Below are 14,145 nucleotides of genomic sequence, written 5' to 3'. Positions count from 1 at the left end.
CGCGTGCGCAAGAGCCTTTCGAATATCGATGACGGCGCGGGGACGCTGTCGCTTCCCGGCAACAGAAATCGTCAGAACCTTTCCACGGCAAGGGATTTTGCTTGCCGAGACCAGGGACGGCGCCTAACCCTTGGCTATCCATTCGAACAATCGTTCGACGGAGCAACGAAAAACAAGCCGGGGGCGGGCAAGCGCTTTCGGCCAACAAACCGAGGTAGGAAATGCGCTTCACCCAGGTGCTTTGCGGCACTGCGTCCGCTGTTGTCCTCGCCGGTCTTGGCGCCTCGAGCGCCGCGCAGGCTCAAACGAGCGATCAACAAACCGTCGACAGCATTATCGTCACCGCCCAGAAGCGGGAACAGAACCTGCAGGACGTCCCGGTGGTGGTCACCGCCGTCGGCGCCAAGCTGCTGCAGGACACCGGCGTCAAGGACATCAAGGATCTGACGATCCTGACCCCCGGCCTGACCGTCACCTCGACCTCGTCGGAAGCCTCGACCACCGCCCGCGTGCGCGGCGTCGGCACGGTCGGCGACAATCCCGGCCTGGAAAGCTCGGTCGGCGTGGTCATCGACGGCGTCTACCGCCCCCGTAACGGCGTCGGCTTCGGCGACCTGGGCGAAATGGAGCGCATCGAGGTGCTGAAGGGCCCGCAAGGCACCCTGTTCGGCAAGAACACCTCGGCCGGCGTCATCAACGTCGTCACCAAGGAGCCCGAGTTCGGCTTCGGCGCCAACGCCGAGGTCACCCTGGGCAACTATAACGCCCACGGCGTCGCCGCCTCCGTCACCGGCCCGCTGGTCAGCGAGAAGCTGGCCGGCCGCCTCTACGTGGCCGCCCGCGAACGCGACGGCTACAATGACGTGAGAACCGGCAACGGCCCGTCCAAGCGCGACCAGGACGCCGACCAGGGCTTCTACACCGTGCGCGGCCAGCTGTTGTTCGTGCCGGACGACCAAGCCACCTTCCGCGTCATCGCCGACTATTCGAAGCGTGACGAGAACTGCTGCGGCGCCGTGCAGATCCGCACCGGCCCGACCGCCGGCATCCTGGCCATCGTCTCGGGCCAGGCCGCGCCGGTGGCCATGACCGCCGATCCGTTCAAGCGCGTGGCCTATTCTAACCGGGGCGCGCCGGCGACGATCGAGGACAAGGGCGTGTCGCTGCAGGGCGATATCGACCTGCCGTTCGGCAGCCTGACCAGCATCTCGGCCATCCGCCAGTGGCGCACCGACAACGGCCAGGACGCCGACTTCAGCCTCGCCGACCTGGCCTATCGCAACAAGGACGGCACCAACTACTCGCAGTTCACGACCTACACGCAGGAACTGCGCCTGGCCGGCAAGAGCGACAAATTCGACTGGCTGGTCGGCGCCTTCCTGGCCGACGAGCGTCTCGAGACCCGCGCTAACTTCCTGTACGGCAACGACTACGAGCAGTATCTGGGTCGCCTGCTGTCGCGCTCGGCCGCCAACCCGGCGGGCGTGGCCAACTTCATCGCCGCCTTGACCGGCCGCGCGCCGAACACGACCTTCACGCCGGGCCAGGGCCTGTATGACCGCTACAACCAGCGGGCCACCACCATCGCCCTGTTCACCAACGATACCTGGCACGTGACCGACGCGTTCGAGATCACGGCCGGCCTGCGCTACACGTCGGAAGAGAAGAAGCTCAACACCTTCCAGACCATCAGCGACGGCGGCGTCGGCTGCGGCATCGCGCTGTCGGCCGCCGGCCAGGCCCGCATCGCCAGCATCGTCGGCGCGGCGGCCACCCCGACCGTCGTCGGCAACCTCTGCCTGCCCTGGGCCAACCCGCTGTTCAACAACCGCGGCACCCACCAGGAGCGTTCGGACAAGGAGTGGAGCGGCACCCTCAAGGCCTCGTACCGCTTCTCGCCACAGGTCTTCACCTACGCCTCGTTCGCGCGCGGCTACAAGGGCGGCGGCTTCAACCTGGATCGCACCCAGTCGTCGAACGGCCTGCCCTCGGGCGGCAGCGGCGTTCTGCCGATCTACGACACCTCGTTCCCGGCCGAATTCGTCGACAGCTATGAAGTCGGCGTGAAGAACACCCTGTTCAACCGCACGGTCCTGTTCAACGTCAGCCTCTTCGAGCAGAAGTTCACCGACTTCCAGCTGAACACCTTCCTGGGCACCTCGTTCGTGGTGCGCTCGATCCCCGAGGTGAAGTCCAAGGGCGTCGACGCCGACTTCCTGTGGTTCACCCCGGTCAAGGGCCTGATGGTCCAGAGCGGCTTCACCTATGCCGACACCAAGTACGGCAAGCAGCCGATCCCGAACGATCCGGGCAACGCCCTGGCCCTGCTGCCGGGCAGTAACCTGTCGCTGGCGCCGAAGTACTCGGCCTCGGGCTCGCTGACCTACGAGGCCCCGGTCGGCGGCAATCTGAAGGCTCGATTCAACATCGGCGCGAAGTACTCGTCCTCGTACAATACCGGCTCGGACCTGTTCCCGCCGAAGATGCAGAAGAACTTCACGGTCGTGAACGGCCGCATCGGCCTGGGCTCGGCCGACGATCACTGGACCGTCGAGCTGTGGGGCCAGAACCTGTTCAACGAGAAGTACTATCAGGTCGCCTTCAACGGCACCTTGCAGGGCTCCTCGGGCCTCAGCGCCACGCAGAACACCTATGTCCCGGCGAACGACACCATCACCTACGATGCGTTCCTGGGGGCGCCGCGCACCTACGGCGTCACCCTGCGCTCCAAGTTCTAGCCGGCCAAGGTTCTAGCCGGGAGGGGGAACCGGCGGCGCGGTCAGCGTCGTCGGCTTTCGGAAGAGGGAAAGGGCGATCCGGGCGACTGGGTCGCCTTTTTCTTTTCCTTGATCGGAGGGGTTCCGGTTCGGCGCGCATCACCTCAGCATGTCCCGGGGGATTCGTTGTGACGCCGGAGGCACGCCGATGAAGACGATCCGCTTCCTAGGGTTCTGGATCTGCCTGGTCATCGGCCTGGCTTTGGGCGTCTGGAGCCAGCGGCCGCCCGCCGCCGTTCCGGTCAGCGCGCCGGCCAGCGCCTTCTCGGCCGATCGCGCCATGGCCGACGTCGCCGCCATCGCTCGCAAACCCCATCCAACGGGCTCGGCCGAGATCGCCAAGGTTCGCGATCACCTGCTGGCGCGGATCAATGAGCTGGGTCTCGAGGTCTCGGTGCGGCCGGACGAGGGCTTCCGCCCCTATTCCCAGGACGGTCGCGCCCTGGGCGTGGCGGCGGTGCAGAACCTGACCGGCGTGCTGCCCGGCAAGGATCGCGACCTGCCAGCCATCCTGGTGATGAGCCACTACGACTCGGTTCCCAACTCGCCCGGCGCGGCCGACGACGCCACCGGCGTGGCCGCCGCCCTGGAGATCGCCCGCGCTCTGAAGGCTGACGGTTCTCATGCCCGCGACGTGATCTTCCTGTTCACCGACGCCGAGGAGCCGGGCCTGCTGGGCGCCGACGCCTTCTTCGCCCGCGACCCGATGCTGAAACACGTCGGCCTGGTCGTGAACTTGGAGGCGCGCGGCGACGCCGGCCGGGCGGCGATGTTCCAGACCGGGCCCGGCAACGGCGCGCTGATGAGCGTCTTCGCCCGCGCGGCCAAGGGTCCGTCGGCCAATTCCATGGCCTCGACCGTCTATGAGAAGATGCCGAACGATACCGACTTCACCCACGCGGTGAAGCGCGGCCTGCCCGGCCTGAACCTGGCCTTCATCGACGACCAGCTAGCTTATCACACGCCGCTGGCCCGGCCCGATCACCTGGAGCGCGGCAGTCTGCAGCATATCGGCGACCAGGCCCTGCCGACGATCCGCGCCCTGGCCGACGCTCCGACGCTGCCGACCCGCGCCGAGAACGCCATCTATTCCGACCTGCTGGGCCTGTTCCTGATCACCTATCCGCCGGTGGTCGGCTGGATCCTGCTGGGGCTCGCCGCCGTCCTGATCGGCTTCACCGCCTGGCGCACCCTGGCTGGCCAGGGCGCCAGCTGCTGGGAGATCGCCCGCGGCGCGGCGGGCCTACTACTGATCGCCTCCAGCGCCGGCCTCGTCCTGCACTTGGCCGGCCGAGCGTTGATGATCGAGGACGCCCAGCGCTATTACGGCCTGCTGACCCGCTTCGACTATCTGCTGTGGGGGGCCGGCGCGATCGCGGTCGCCGCGGGCCTGGGCGTCGCCACGGCCCAGGCCCGCGGCGCCAGCCGGATCATCCCCTGCGTCGTGGCCCTGGCCCTGGGTGGGGCGTGCAGCCTGGCCGGCGGCTTCGATCCCGTGGGCCTGGGCCTCGGCGTCGCCGCCTGCGTCTTCGCCGCCGCCGCCCTGGGCTTCCGGACCGGGGTCCTGGGCGCCTGGATCGGCGGCATGATCGTGGTGCTGATCCTGGCGACCGCCGCCCAGGTCCTGGCGCCGGGCGCGACCGTGATGCTGACCTGGCCGCTGCTGGTCGCCGCCGTCGGCGCGGCCCTGGTGATCGGGGTCGGCGGGACGCGGGACAAGCGCGTGGCGCTGGCTCTGACCTTCGCTGTCGGCCTGCTGGCCGTGCTGTCGACCGCCCAGCTGACCGCCTGGGGATCCTGGACCTTCGCCGGGGTCGGCATGATGGAGCCGGCGATCCTGGCCCTGTTCGCCATGCTGGCCGCCCCGGCCCTGTCGCCTCTGGCCCACGACTTCGCCGCCACCCGCTGGGCCTGGCGCGCCGCCGGCCTCCTGGCCGTGGCGGGGATCGCCCTGATCGCCAACGCCGCCCGTCTGGGTGGCGAGCCCGGCCGACCGGCCATCACCCAGGCGCTGCAGGTGGCCGACCTGTCGACCGGCAAGGCCTGGCGCGTCGCCGACCAGGCCCGGCTGGACGCCTGGACCAAGGCCGTGCTGCCCGACGACGGCGGCTCCGAACCGAAAAAGCAGGCCCTGGCTCCGTTCTGGCGCCAGCCGGTCTGGATGTCCGAGACCCGCGCCGCGCCAGTCCAGCCCCCGCAGCTGACCGTCGACCGCGCCGACGACCGCCTGCTGGTCCGGCTGATCCCCGCGCCAGGCGCCGAGATGGTGACGATCCGCCTTCGGCCCAGCGCTCCGCTCAGCCAGCCGCGCCTGAACGGCCGGCCGATCACCCTGAAGACCGAGGCCGGCCAGTGGTCCAACCTGACCTATCACGCTCCCGATCCGAACGGCGTGACGCTCAGTTTCACGATCCCGCCGGCCGGCAAGGTCGAGGTCGCGGCGCTGGAATATCACGATGGCTGGCCCGCCCTGGCCAAGGCCCCGCCCGCCAAGCCGGCCGGGCTGATGGCCTACGGCATGTCGGACAAGACGGCGGTGTTGGTGCGCGGCGGGCTGGGGTGGTGATCCGTCAAACCGCGAACACCCCGTCCCCCGGCGCTTTCGCGTACAGCCCCGCCACGCGATCGGCCCGCCGCTCCAACGTCGCGCGCTGGTTCACATAGCCCTTGTCGGTGATCTCGCCCGCGTCGATCGAGGGCGGTTCGGTCAGGATGGTGAAACGGCCGATCCGCCGCGACGAACCACCGGCCCTGGCGTTGAAGGCGCCCAGGCGCTCGCGCAGGATCGCCACCAGCTTCTCCAGCGGCGTCCCCGGCCCGGTGTCGGCCGCCAGGGCCGCCAGACCGGCCGGCGAAGGCCACAGCATCGCGCCGATGAACGGCTGGTCCTGGCCGGTGATCACCGCGTCGTGGATATAGGGGCTGCAGGCGGCCACCAGGTCGGGACGCAGCACGCCGACGCTCACCCAGGTGCCGCTGTCCAGCTTGAAGTCCTCGGTCACCCGGCCGTCGAACACCAGGCCCTTGGTCGGATCCTCCGGATCGACGAACCGCGCCGCGTCGCCCAGCTTGTAGAAGCCCTCCTCGTCGAAGGCCGCCGCCGTGCGTTCGGGATCCTTGTGATAGCCGGCGGCCACGGTCGGCCCCTTCACCCGGACCTCGTACTTCGACCCGCTGGGCGCCAGCTTCAGGGCGATGCCCGGCAGCGGCAGGCCGACCAGCCCGACCCGCTCGGTGATCCAATGGGTGACGGTGACGCCTTGGGTCTCGGTCGCGCCGTACATCGTGGTCAGCGGGATGCGCTGGCCCGTCTCGGCCACCGCCAAGGCCTGGATGCGATCGTAGACGTCGTTGGACAGCGTCGCGCCGCCGTAGCCCATGTAGCGCAGGTTCCTGAAGAACGATGACCGCAGCACCGGATCGTTCTCCATCGCCTCGGCCAGCATCGAGAAAGCGATCGGGGCCGACCCGAACACGATCGGCGAGACCTCGTAGAGGTTCTTGATCGTCGTCTCGAACATGCCCGGCAGCGGCTTGCCCTCGTCGATGTGCAGCGTGCCGCCGGCCCACAGCACGCCGTTGAAGCCGATATTGCCGGCCGAGATGTGGCTCCAGGGCATCCATTCCAGGCTCTGGGGGACGTCGTCGTCGGGCTGGTCCAGCCGCAGGCCCTCCTGGCCGGCGATCACGCCCGCCATCATGCCGTGGGTCTGGGGCACGGCCTTGGGCAAACCGGTCGAGCCCGAGGTGAACAGGTACTTGGCCACCGTCGCCGGGCCGAGGGTCTCGCGCATCGCCTCGACGGCCGCCGTCGGCGTCGTCGCGGCCACGTCCGCGAAGCCGATCGCGCCGTCGGCCCCGTCGACCGTGATCACCGCGATCGTCGGGTCCACGGCTTTCAGGGTCTCCAGCGCCTTGCCGAACAGGGCGCCGCTCTGGGCGAAGACGACGCGCGGGGCGACCTTGTCGAAGCAGTGCTTCAGCTTGGCGTGGTCGGTCGAGATCAGGCTGTAGGCCGGACTGATCGGCGCGACCGGGACGCCGGCGGCATAGGCGCCCAGGGTCATCAAGGCGTGCTCGATCGAGTTGCCCGACAGGATCATGACGCTGTCGTCCGCCGAGAGCCCTTGATCCAGAAGCCATTGCGCGACGCCCTCGACCGCCCGCAGCGCCTCGCCATAGGTGACGCCGCGCCAGGGGCCGTGGCCGGGCTCGCGCTGTTTCAGATAGGGCCGGTCGGGATGCTCGGCGGCCTTGCGGGCGAGCAGGTGGGCGATCGAGCGCGGACCCTCGCCGGGCGGATGGTTGGAGGTGATGACGATCGACCCATCCGGCCGCCGCTCGACCGTGACGTCGGGGCCCCTCATGGCCAACGGCTTGAACGGAACGCCGGGGGCCTTGTCTTCGACGTCGCGCGAGGGCGACGCGCCGTCGGGCGGCGTCATGGTCTCACTCCCTCAGATTATCACTGTTCTGTTGGGAGTGACGGTAGCGCAAAGCCGGCGCGCGGCAAGGTTGACGTTCGGGGAGTGGCCCGAAAGCTCAGCCCTCGGCGGCCCGTTCCAGCACGCTGGCTTCGATGCCGCCCTCGACCACCAGGACGCCCAGGAAGTGCATCTCGCCGCCCAGATAGCTGATCTGCTCCAGCGGCACGGCCTGGTCGCGGCGCAGTCGGCGGCCGTCGTTGAGGGTCAGGCGCAGGGTCATCTTCTTGGCCGGCACGCCCCCGGCGATCGCCGCCTCGATCTCGCCCCGGAACAGCACGGCCGGGGACACCGGCGGCTTCAGCGGCTTGGCGCTGGTCTTGATCATGTGCGCCCCCAGAAACCATGTTCGCCCGAGATACGGACCTGACAGGCCCGGCCGGACTCGTGCAGGCTCAAGGCCCGACGGTGGGCGGCGGCCTTGGCCACCTCCTTGTCGGCGGACTGGCCGAAATAATCGCCGTCCTGCTCGACGCTCCACCCACCATCATGTCGCAGGACGGTGAGGACGGTCCGATTGGTAATTTCACGCATTTCGCACAATTAACACGAAATTAAAAACGCCGCTTGATTAAAGCGCGCACGGAGAGACAGGCCGGCTTTTCTTCGATCGCTGAGATATTTCGGCCATCGAATTCACACCGACGACGTGTGAAAAACTTCGAGTATCCGCTCAAAACAACTCTTCGCCGGCCGCGACACAGCGCGCGGACCACAGGTCGCCGCGCCATTTCACCTCGATGACGACGAAGTCCTTGCAGTGATCGCCGGTCTCGCCGCCGATCGTGCAGACGTCGCCGCGGATCAACGGATGCGCCGATCGCGCCGAGATCGTCACCTCCAGCGACCGCGTCGACCAGCCGTAGACGATCTCGTAGTCGTGTGGCCCGAACAGACTGTCTTGCGAGGTGGCCATCGGTCCGGACCATGCGCCTTCCGCCTCGACAAAGCGAGCAACGTTCATCCAACGCGCGCCAAGCCCCGCCCGGCGTGTTACCCTGCGGGCGCTCATGTCGACCTGGCGGCATCCTCCAGGCGCCTCACCGAGGGCTCGTCCCCTCGCCGATCGGCGGCTTCGATCGCAACCTTCCGGAGCGACATGACCCAGACCCATACCGATGCGCTGCCCGACGGCCACCTGCGCGCCCTGCAAAGCCTGGCCGAGCGCCAGCCGGGCCAGGACTCCAACTTCATCAATATCGCCGCCGCCCAGGCCCTGACCTCGCTGGGCCTGGCGCGCCACGGCGGCGGCGGCTGGGAGATCACCCCCCTGGGCCGCAACCACCTGCTGCGCCTCGTATCGAGCGGCGACGTCGAAGGCGTGGCCAACCTGCGCTAAGGGGCGTTTTCCTTCCCGCGCGACGGCTCTAGGCTGGGCCGCCGCTCGCCACGGAGGGACGATCTCGTGAGCTTCTTCGAGAGCCTGCTGCTGCTGTTGCTGGCGGCGGTGTTGCTGCTGCAGGCCTCGCGGCGGCTGACCATTCCCTATCCGACCATGCTGGCCGCGGCCGGCGTGGGCCTGGCCCTGATCCCCGGCGCGCCGAAGATCACGATCGAGCCGCACACGGCCCTGGCCCTGTTCATCGCCCCGGCCCTGGTCGACGCGGCCTTCGACTTCCCGATCGGCGCGGTGCGGCGGCTGTGGCGGCCGCTGTTCGCCCTGGCCGTGGTCGCCGTGGCCTTGAGCGCCGCCGCGGTGGCCTGGCTGGGCGTGACCCTGGCCGGCCTGCCGCTGGCCGCCGCCCTGGCCCTGGGCGCGATCGTCGCCCCGCCCGACGCGGCCGCCGCCACCGCCATCCTGAACAGCGTGCGCATGCCGCGTGGCTCGGTCACCGTGTTGAAGGGCGAAAGCCTGCTGAACGACGCCACCGCCCTGCTGCTGTTCTCGGCCGCCACCGCCCTGCAGAGCCAGGGCCATATCGACAACGCCCTGGCCCTCCGCCTGACCCTGGCCGCGCCGGGCGGCATCGTGCTGGGCATCCTGCTGGCCCGGCTGCTGCGCGTCATCTCGCCGTTCGTCGCCGGCACCCTGGGCGGCAATGTCATCGAGTTCGTCACCACCTTCGGGGTGTGGATCATCGCCGAGCGGATCGGCCTGTCGCCGGTGCTGTGCCTGGTCGCCTTCGCCATGACCATCGCCCGCACCGCCGGCCTGCGCACCCCGCCCCGGACCCGGATCCACACCTTCGCCGTCTGGACCTCGGCGGTGTTCCTGCTGAACGTGCTGGCCTTCCTGCTGATGGGCCTGCAGGCGCGGATCATCGTCGCCGGCATGGACAGCGAGCGGCTGAGGGCGGCCGCGACCTTCGCCGGGGCCGTGATCCTGTGCCTGATCGTCGTCCGCCTGGCCTGGGTGCTGATCTACAACCGCCTGGCCTGGCGGTTTCAGTGGTTCCGGGGCGACGCCAAGCCGGTGTCGCTGCGCCACGGGATCCTGGTCGGCTGGTGCGGCATGCGGGGCCTGGTCACCCTGGCGACCGCCTTCGCCCTGCCCGCCACCTTCCCGCAGCGCGACCTGATCGTGCTGACCGCCTTCGCCGTGGTGCTGGCCACCCTGGTGGTCCAGGGCCTGACCCTGTCGCCGCTGGTCCGCCTGCTGAAGCTGGACGGCGAGACCGGGCTGGAGGCCGAACTGGCCCGCGCCCGCGCCGACCTCGCCGCCGCCGCCCTGGCGGCGCTGGAGCACAAGACCGGCCCAGCCGCCGACCACTGGCGCTATCGCTTCGCCGCCGTCGGTCCGGCCGAGGACGAGGGCGACTGCAGCGTGCTGGACGCCCGCCGCGCCGTGGGCTTGAAGGCCCTGCGCCGCCAGCGCGAGCGGCTGGAGGAGCTGAAGAACAACCAGTCCGTCGGCCCCGACGCCTTCCTGCTGCTGCAGGAGGAACTGGACTTCGAGGAGGTGTCGATCAGCAAGGCCGACGACCGGCAGATCGAGGAGAGCTGAGGTCACGACGTCTCCGCTTCACGCGGCCTGACCGCTGAAGGTGTGTGGGGAGGCGACGGAGCGGCCGGGCGAACCCGGAGACCGTGAGTTTGATTTTACGTTTCGGCTCGGACGACCGCTCCGCCAGGCTGTTCTTGCCCGTGAGGATGGGGGGCGTGAGCGTATTTCAGCTCGGGACCCCACTAGCCCCCGGACGGGCGCGGACCAACTGGATCGGCTATTCCGTCTCCAGCTCGGCGATCCACGATAGGCGGCTTTGGATCGATCACCGCCCTGTCGCTCCGCGCTCGCCTCTCCACGGCCCTTCCCGGGGTCCCGGATCTATCCAACGAACAGACCCCGGTCCGGACCGCTTCGAGACCACGCGGCCCCGCTCAACCTATCCCCGCCGCCGCTTTGGGCCGGATCCAAGCGCCCTCCCCTCGCGACGGGGACGGGATTGATTGTGCAGGGGTTTTGAACGCGGATCATTCAGAGCCGCGTAAAAGTGAGAAGTGGTTGATTTCGTGGGGTTCGATCTCGCGAACGCCGAGGATAGAGCCCGCTCAATCCCCGTGAATCCCTCTCTCTGAGAGAGAGGGAGGGGCCCATGCGCAGCATGGGAGGGTGAGTGGTTACACCCTCTCAGAACGAAGCTCCCCTTCACCCGCTCTCCCCGGCGAAAGCCGGGGCCCAGATTCAGCCTGAGCGGTTTGGGATGATCCGAGAAACGCCCGTCAACCTATCGACCGTCCATGGGCTCGATCTGGGCCCCGGCTTTCGCCGGGGAGAGCGGTGTTTGGTGGCGATCGGGATTCCCCGGCCAATGGCGTCCCCCCTCACCCTCCCACCGCTTCGCGGCGGGCCCCGCCCTCTCCCTGAAGGAGAGGGATTTTGGTGCGCGATCCTCCCCTTCGGGGGAGGTGGCCCGGAGGGCCGGAGCGGGCGTCTCCGACTTGGCCGGCCTGCCCCTCTCGCCGCCTTCCCACCCCGGGAAGGAGCCCTCCTTACATCTCACGGCGAGACGATCGCCGGACTGTCCAGGTCACTCAAGGACGACGCTCCGCGTCGCCGCGGAGCGGCCGCCGGAGGCGGTCCTTGACTGACCTGGACAGTCCGGCACGCTGCAGCCTTCGAGAGATGTAAGGAATAGATTGATCTTTTAGATCGGGAGGGAGCGCATGGGTAAAACCGTATTTGTTCTTGGCGCAGGTGCGTCCAAGGATTTTGGAAACGCCATGCCAGTCGGCGAGGAATTAGCCGCAATCATAGATCGAATGTTAATCGGCGAGTTTGCAGACGCTTCGATGAGCAGTGACGGTCTAGTCAAAGACGCTTTTCGTCGAAACACGGGGCTCAACAGAGAGCATCGCGCAGCTGCAATTCAAATTGGAAAGAGCTTACATTCGAAGCCTTCGATTGATGAATTGATCGACGAATGGTCGGATTTCCCAGAATTCACAAACGTTGCTAAGCATGCAATCGCCGCAGCTCTTCTTACAGCAGAGCTGAATAGCTCGTTGTGCCGCGCAATTACCGATGAAGTCGGCTGGGCCTCCGCCTTCCGACCAATGAGGGATAGTTGGGCTAGTTGGCTTTTTAGAAATGTTGGTGGACAGGGAGTGCAGCGTCGTCAGGCCTTCCAGGCTTTCAGTAGCGTAGCATTGTGACCTTCAATTATGATCGTTGCCTAGAGCAATTCTTGCTAGCCAACTTCATGCATACCTGCAATTTGCCGCAAGAATCCGCCCTGACAGCATTAGATAATATTGAAATACAACATGCGTATGGTTGGTTGGGGCCAATTGTCGCCGATCGCCATCCAAAGTCAGTCCCTTACGGCACAACGGACCCAATGCATGTCAGCTGGGCAGCCAGTCAGATCAAAACCTTTACGGAAGAAGTCGAGAGCGGTGCAGCAGAGCGCATCCGCAACACCATTCTCTGCGCAGATCGTCTAATTTTCTTGGGCTTTGGCTTCCACGACCGCAATCTAGACCTACTTTTCGGGAAGAACTGCAATTGTCCGGAAATTCCCGTAGCGGGCACGAATAGTCTTTTTGAAACAAGAGCATGGAGTCGGCTCGCTGCACGTTTCCAAACCGCCGCTAGCCAACTCTGGCTGAACGACAACACATCGAGCTTCATGAAAAATCGGGGCGAAGACGTGCTATTCGGATAAGGCGGAGCCTCACGACCCCGCCCCTTCACAATCCCAACCTCAGTAACCCCTACTCCGCCGCCACCTTCGCCGCGTACCCGAGGATCGCCTTCGTCTCCAGGAACTCCCCGAACGCGTGGTCGCCCCATTCGCGGCCGTTGCCGCTCATCTTGTAGCCGCCGAACGGGGCCATCAGGTCGGGGCTGGCGCCGTTGAGGTTCACCTGGCCGGCCCGCAGGCGCGAGGCCACCTTGCGCACCGCTTCCGGGTCGCCGCCCGAGATGTAGGCCGCCAGGCCGTACTCGGTGTCGTTGCCGACGCTGACGGCCTCGTCGACCGTGTCGTAGCCGAGGATCGAGACCACCGGGCCGAAGATCTCCTCCTTGGCGATGGTCATGTCGCTCTTCACGTTCGCGAACACGGTCGGCTTGACGTAGTAGCCCTTGTCCAGGCCCTCCGGCCGGCCGACGCCGCCGGTGACCAGGGTGGCGCCCTCGTCGATGCCCTTCTGGATCAGGCCCTGGATCTTGCTCCACTGGGTCTCGGACACCACCGGGCCCATCTTGTGGTTGCCGTTCGGGTCGCCGACCGTGTGGCCCTCGGCGGCGGCCTTGGCGATGGCGATCACCTCGTCCATGCGCTTGCCCGGCACCAGCATCCGGGTCGGGGCGTTGCACGACTGGCCCGAGTTCATCATCACCGAGGCCACGCCGCCGGCGACGGCGCGCCCGAAGTCGGCGTCGTCGAGGATGATGTTGGGGCTCTTGCCGCCCAGCTCCTGGTGGACGCGCTTGACGGTCGGGGCCGCGTTCTTGGCCACCTCGATCCCGGCCCGGGTCGAGCCGGTGAACGAGACCATGTCGACTTCCGGATGGCGGCTGAGCGCCGCGCCGACCGTGGGGCCGTCGCCATTGACCAGGTTGAACACCCCGGCCGGGACGCCGGCGGCGTGCAGGATCTCGGTCCAGATCTGGGCGCTGAACGGCGCGATTTCCGAGGGCTTCAGCACCATGGTGCAGCCGGTGGCCAGGGCCGGCGCGACCTTGCAGGCGATCTGGTTGACCGGCCAATTCCACGGCGTGATGAACGCGCAGACGCCGATCGGCTCCTTGACGATCCGGGTCGTGCCCCGGTCTTCCTCGAACTTGTAGTCCTTCAACACGGCGGCGGCGGTCTGGACGTGGCCGATGCCCATGGCCGCCTGGGCGCGCTGGGCCAGCCAGGCGGGAGCGCCCATCTCCTCGGTGATGGCTTTCGCCATGTCCTCGTAGCGCTTCTGGTACTCGGCGATGATCCGCTCGAGCAGGTCGATGCGCTCCTCGCGGGTAGTCTGGGAATAGGTCTCGAACGCCTTGCGGGCGGCGCGGACCGCGCGGTCGACATCGATCTCCGAGCCCATCGAGATCACGCCGGCGACCTCCTCGGTGGCCGGATTGATGACGTCCAGGGTCTTCTTCGCGGCCGGGTCGACCCAGGCGCCGTCGATATAGAACTTGGTGTAGTCGCGCATGCCGTGCTCCTGCCCTTGGATGTTCTGGATGGCCCGCTCTAGGTGGCGATATGCCGGGCGGTTTCAAACAGGCATTTAATGTGATCGGCGATCAGGTGGGAAGGGATAAATCCCTCTCTCATAGAGAGAGGGAGGGGCCCGCCGCCGCAGGCGGTGGGAGGGTGAGAGGTTTCAGCGCCAGCCGGAAAACCCCGAGCGATTTTGTTGAGCCCTTCGCCCGAGCCTTGATTGGAAGGGATGTAACCTCTCACCCTCCCACGCTGCGCGTGGGTCCCTCCCTCTCTCTAAGA

General features: G+C 67.4%; 11 protein-coding genes and 1 pseudogene. 7 read left to right on the top strand and 5 right to left on the bottom strand.

Features of this window, described 5'->3' with window-relative positions; all coding sequences use genetic code 11:
- Positions 1-221 precede the first annotated feature (221 nt).
- Both ABIC66_RS17740 and ABIC66_RS17735 read left to right on the top strand, forming a co-directional pair.
- Positions 222-2,738, top strand: a complete 2,517-nt coding sequence (locus ABIC66_RS17740; protein WP_354071694.1) for a TonB-dependent receptor — start codon at positions 222-224, stop codon at positions 2,736-2,738.
- A 187-nt stretch (positions 2,739-2,925) separates the two neighbouring features.
- The gene (locus tag ABIC66_RS17735; RefSeq protein WP_354071693.1) at positions 2,926-5,343 is read left to right on the top strand and encodes a M28 family metallopeptidase; all 2,418 of its coding nucleotides are present in this window, start codon (positions 2,926-2,928) and stop codon (positions 5,341-5,343) included.
- Between the two features lie 4 nt (positions 5,344-5,347).
- Here the strand turns inward: ABIC66_RS17735 and ABIC66_RS17730 are convergent, their stop codons facing one another.
- The 4 genes from ABIC66_RS17730 to ABIC66_RS17715 all read right to left on the bottom strand — a co-directional run bounded on the left by ABIC66_RS17730 (position 5,348) and on the right by ABIC66_RS17715 (position 8,177).
- Positions 5,348-7,222, bottom strand: a complete 1,875-nt coding sequence (locus ABIC66_RS17730; RefSeq protein WP_354071691.1) for an AMP-binding protein — start codon at positions 7,220-7,222, stop codon at positions 5,348-5,350.
- Positions 7,223-7,319: 97 nt separating this feature from the next.
- Complete coding sequence (locus ABIC66_RS17725) at positions 7,320-7,589, bottom strand: hypothetical protein (RefSeq protein ID WP_354071689.1); 270 nt, start codon at positions 7,587-7,589, stop codon at positions 7,320-7,322.
- A complete protein-coding gene (locus tag ABIC66_RS17720) occupies positions 7,586-7,795 on the bottom strand; it encodes a hypothetical protein (RefSeq protein ID WP_354071687.1) in 210 nt (69 codons plus the stop codon). Before ABIC66_RS17720 ends, ABIC66_RS17725 begins: the two co-directional genes overlap by 4 nt.
- A gap of 139 nt (positions 7,796-7,934) precedes the next feature.
- Entirely contained in the window at positions 7,935-8,177 is a 243-nt protein-coding gene (locus ABIC66_RS17715) for a hypothetical protein (RefSeq protein ID WP_354071685.1), read from the bottom strand.
- 183 nt (positions 8,178-8,360) lie between these two features.
- On the opposite strand from ABIC66_RS17715, the gene ABIC66_RS17710 reads away from it, so the two are divergent.
- The 5 genes and pseudogenes from ABIC66_RS17710 (at position 8,361) to ABIC66_RS17690 (ending at position 12,366) form a co-directional block, all read left to right on the top strand.
- Complete coding sequence (locus ABIC66_RS17710; protein ID WP_354071683.1) at positions 8,361-8,600, top strand: hypothetical protein; 240 nt, start codon at positions 8,361-8,363, stop codon at positions 8,598-8,600.
- Between the two features lie 66 nt (positions 8,601-8,666).
- Entirely contained in the window at positions 8,667-10,205 is a 1,539-nt protein-coding gene (locus ABIC66_RS17705; protein WP_354071681.1) for a cation:proton antiporter, read from the top strand.
- A gap of 795 nt (positions 10,206-11,000) precedes the next feature.
- Positions 11,001-11,066 (top strand): annotated as a pseudogene (locus ABIC66_RS17700) (hypothetical protein); the annotation flags it as partial.
- 299 nt (positions 11,067-11,365) lie between these two features.
- Entirely contained in the window at positions 11,366-11,854 is a 489-nt protein-coding gene (locus tag ABIC66_RS17695; RefSeq protein ID WP_354071679.1) for a hypothetical protein, read from the top strand.
- Entirely contained in the window at positions 11,851-12,366 is a 516-nt protein-coding gene (locus ABIC66_RS17690; protein ID WP_354071678.1) for a hypothetical protein, read from the top strand. Before ABIC66_RS17695 ends, ABIC66_RS17690 begins: the two co-directional genes overlap by 4 nt.
- Positions 12,367-12,415: 49 nt before the next feature.
- On the opposite strand, the gene ABIC66_RS17685 is transcribed toward ABIC66_RS17690, so the two are convergent.
- Entirely contained in the window at positions 12,416-13,855 is a 1,440-nt protein-coding gene (locus ABIC66_RS17685; RefSeq protein WP_354071676.1) for an aldehyde dehydrogenase family protein, read from the bottom strand.
- Between the last annotated feature and the right edge of the window lie 290 nt (positions 13,856-14,145).

Origin of the sequence: Caulobacter sp. 1776 (genome assembly GCF_040545685.1) — a bacterium.
Classification (GTDB): Bacteria; Pseudomonadota; Alphaproteobacteria; order Caulobacterales; family Caulobacteraceae; genus Caulobacter.
The sequence above is the reverse complement of the archived record's forward strand: the minus strand, read 5'-3'. Positions and strand labels throughout refer to the sequence as shown.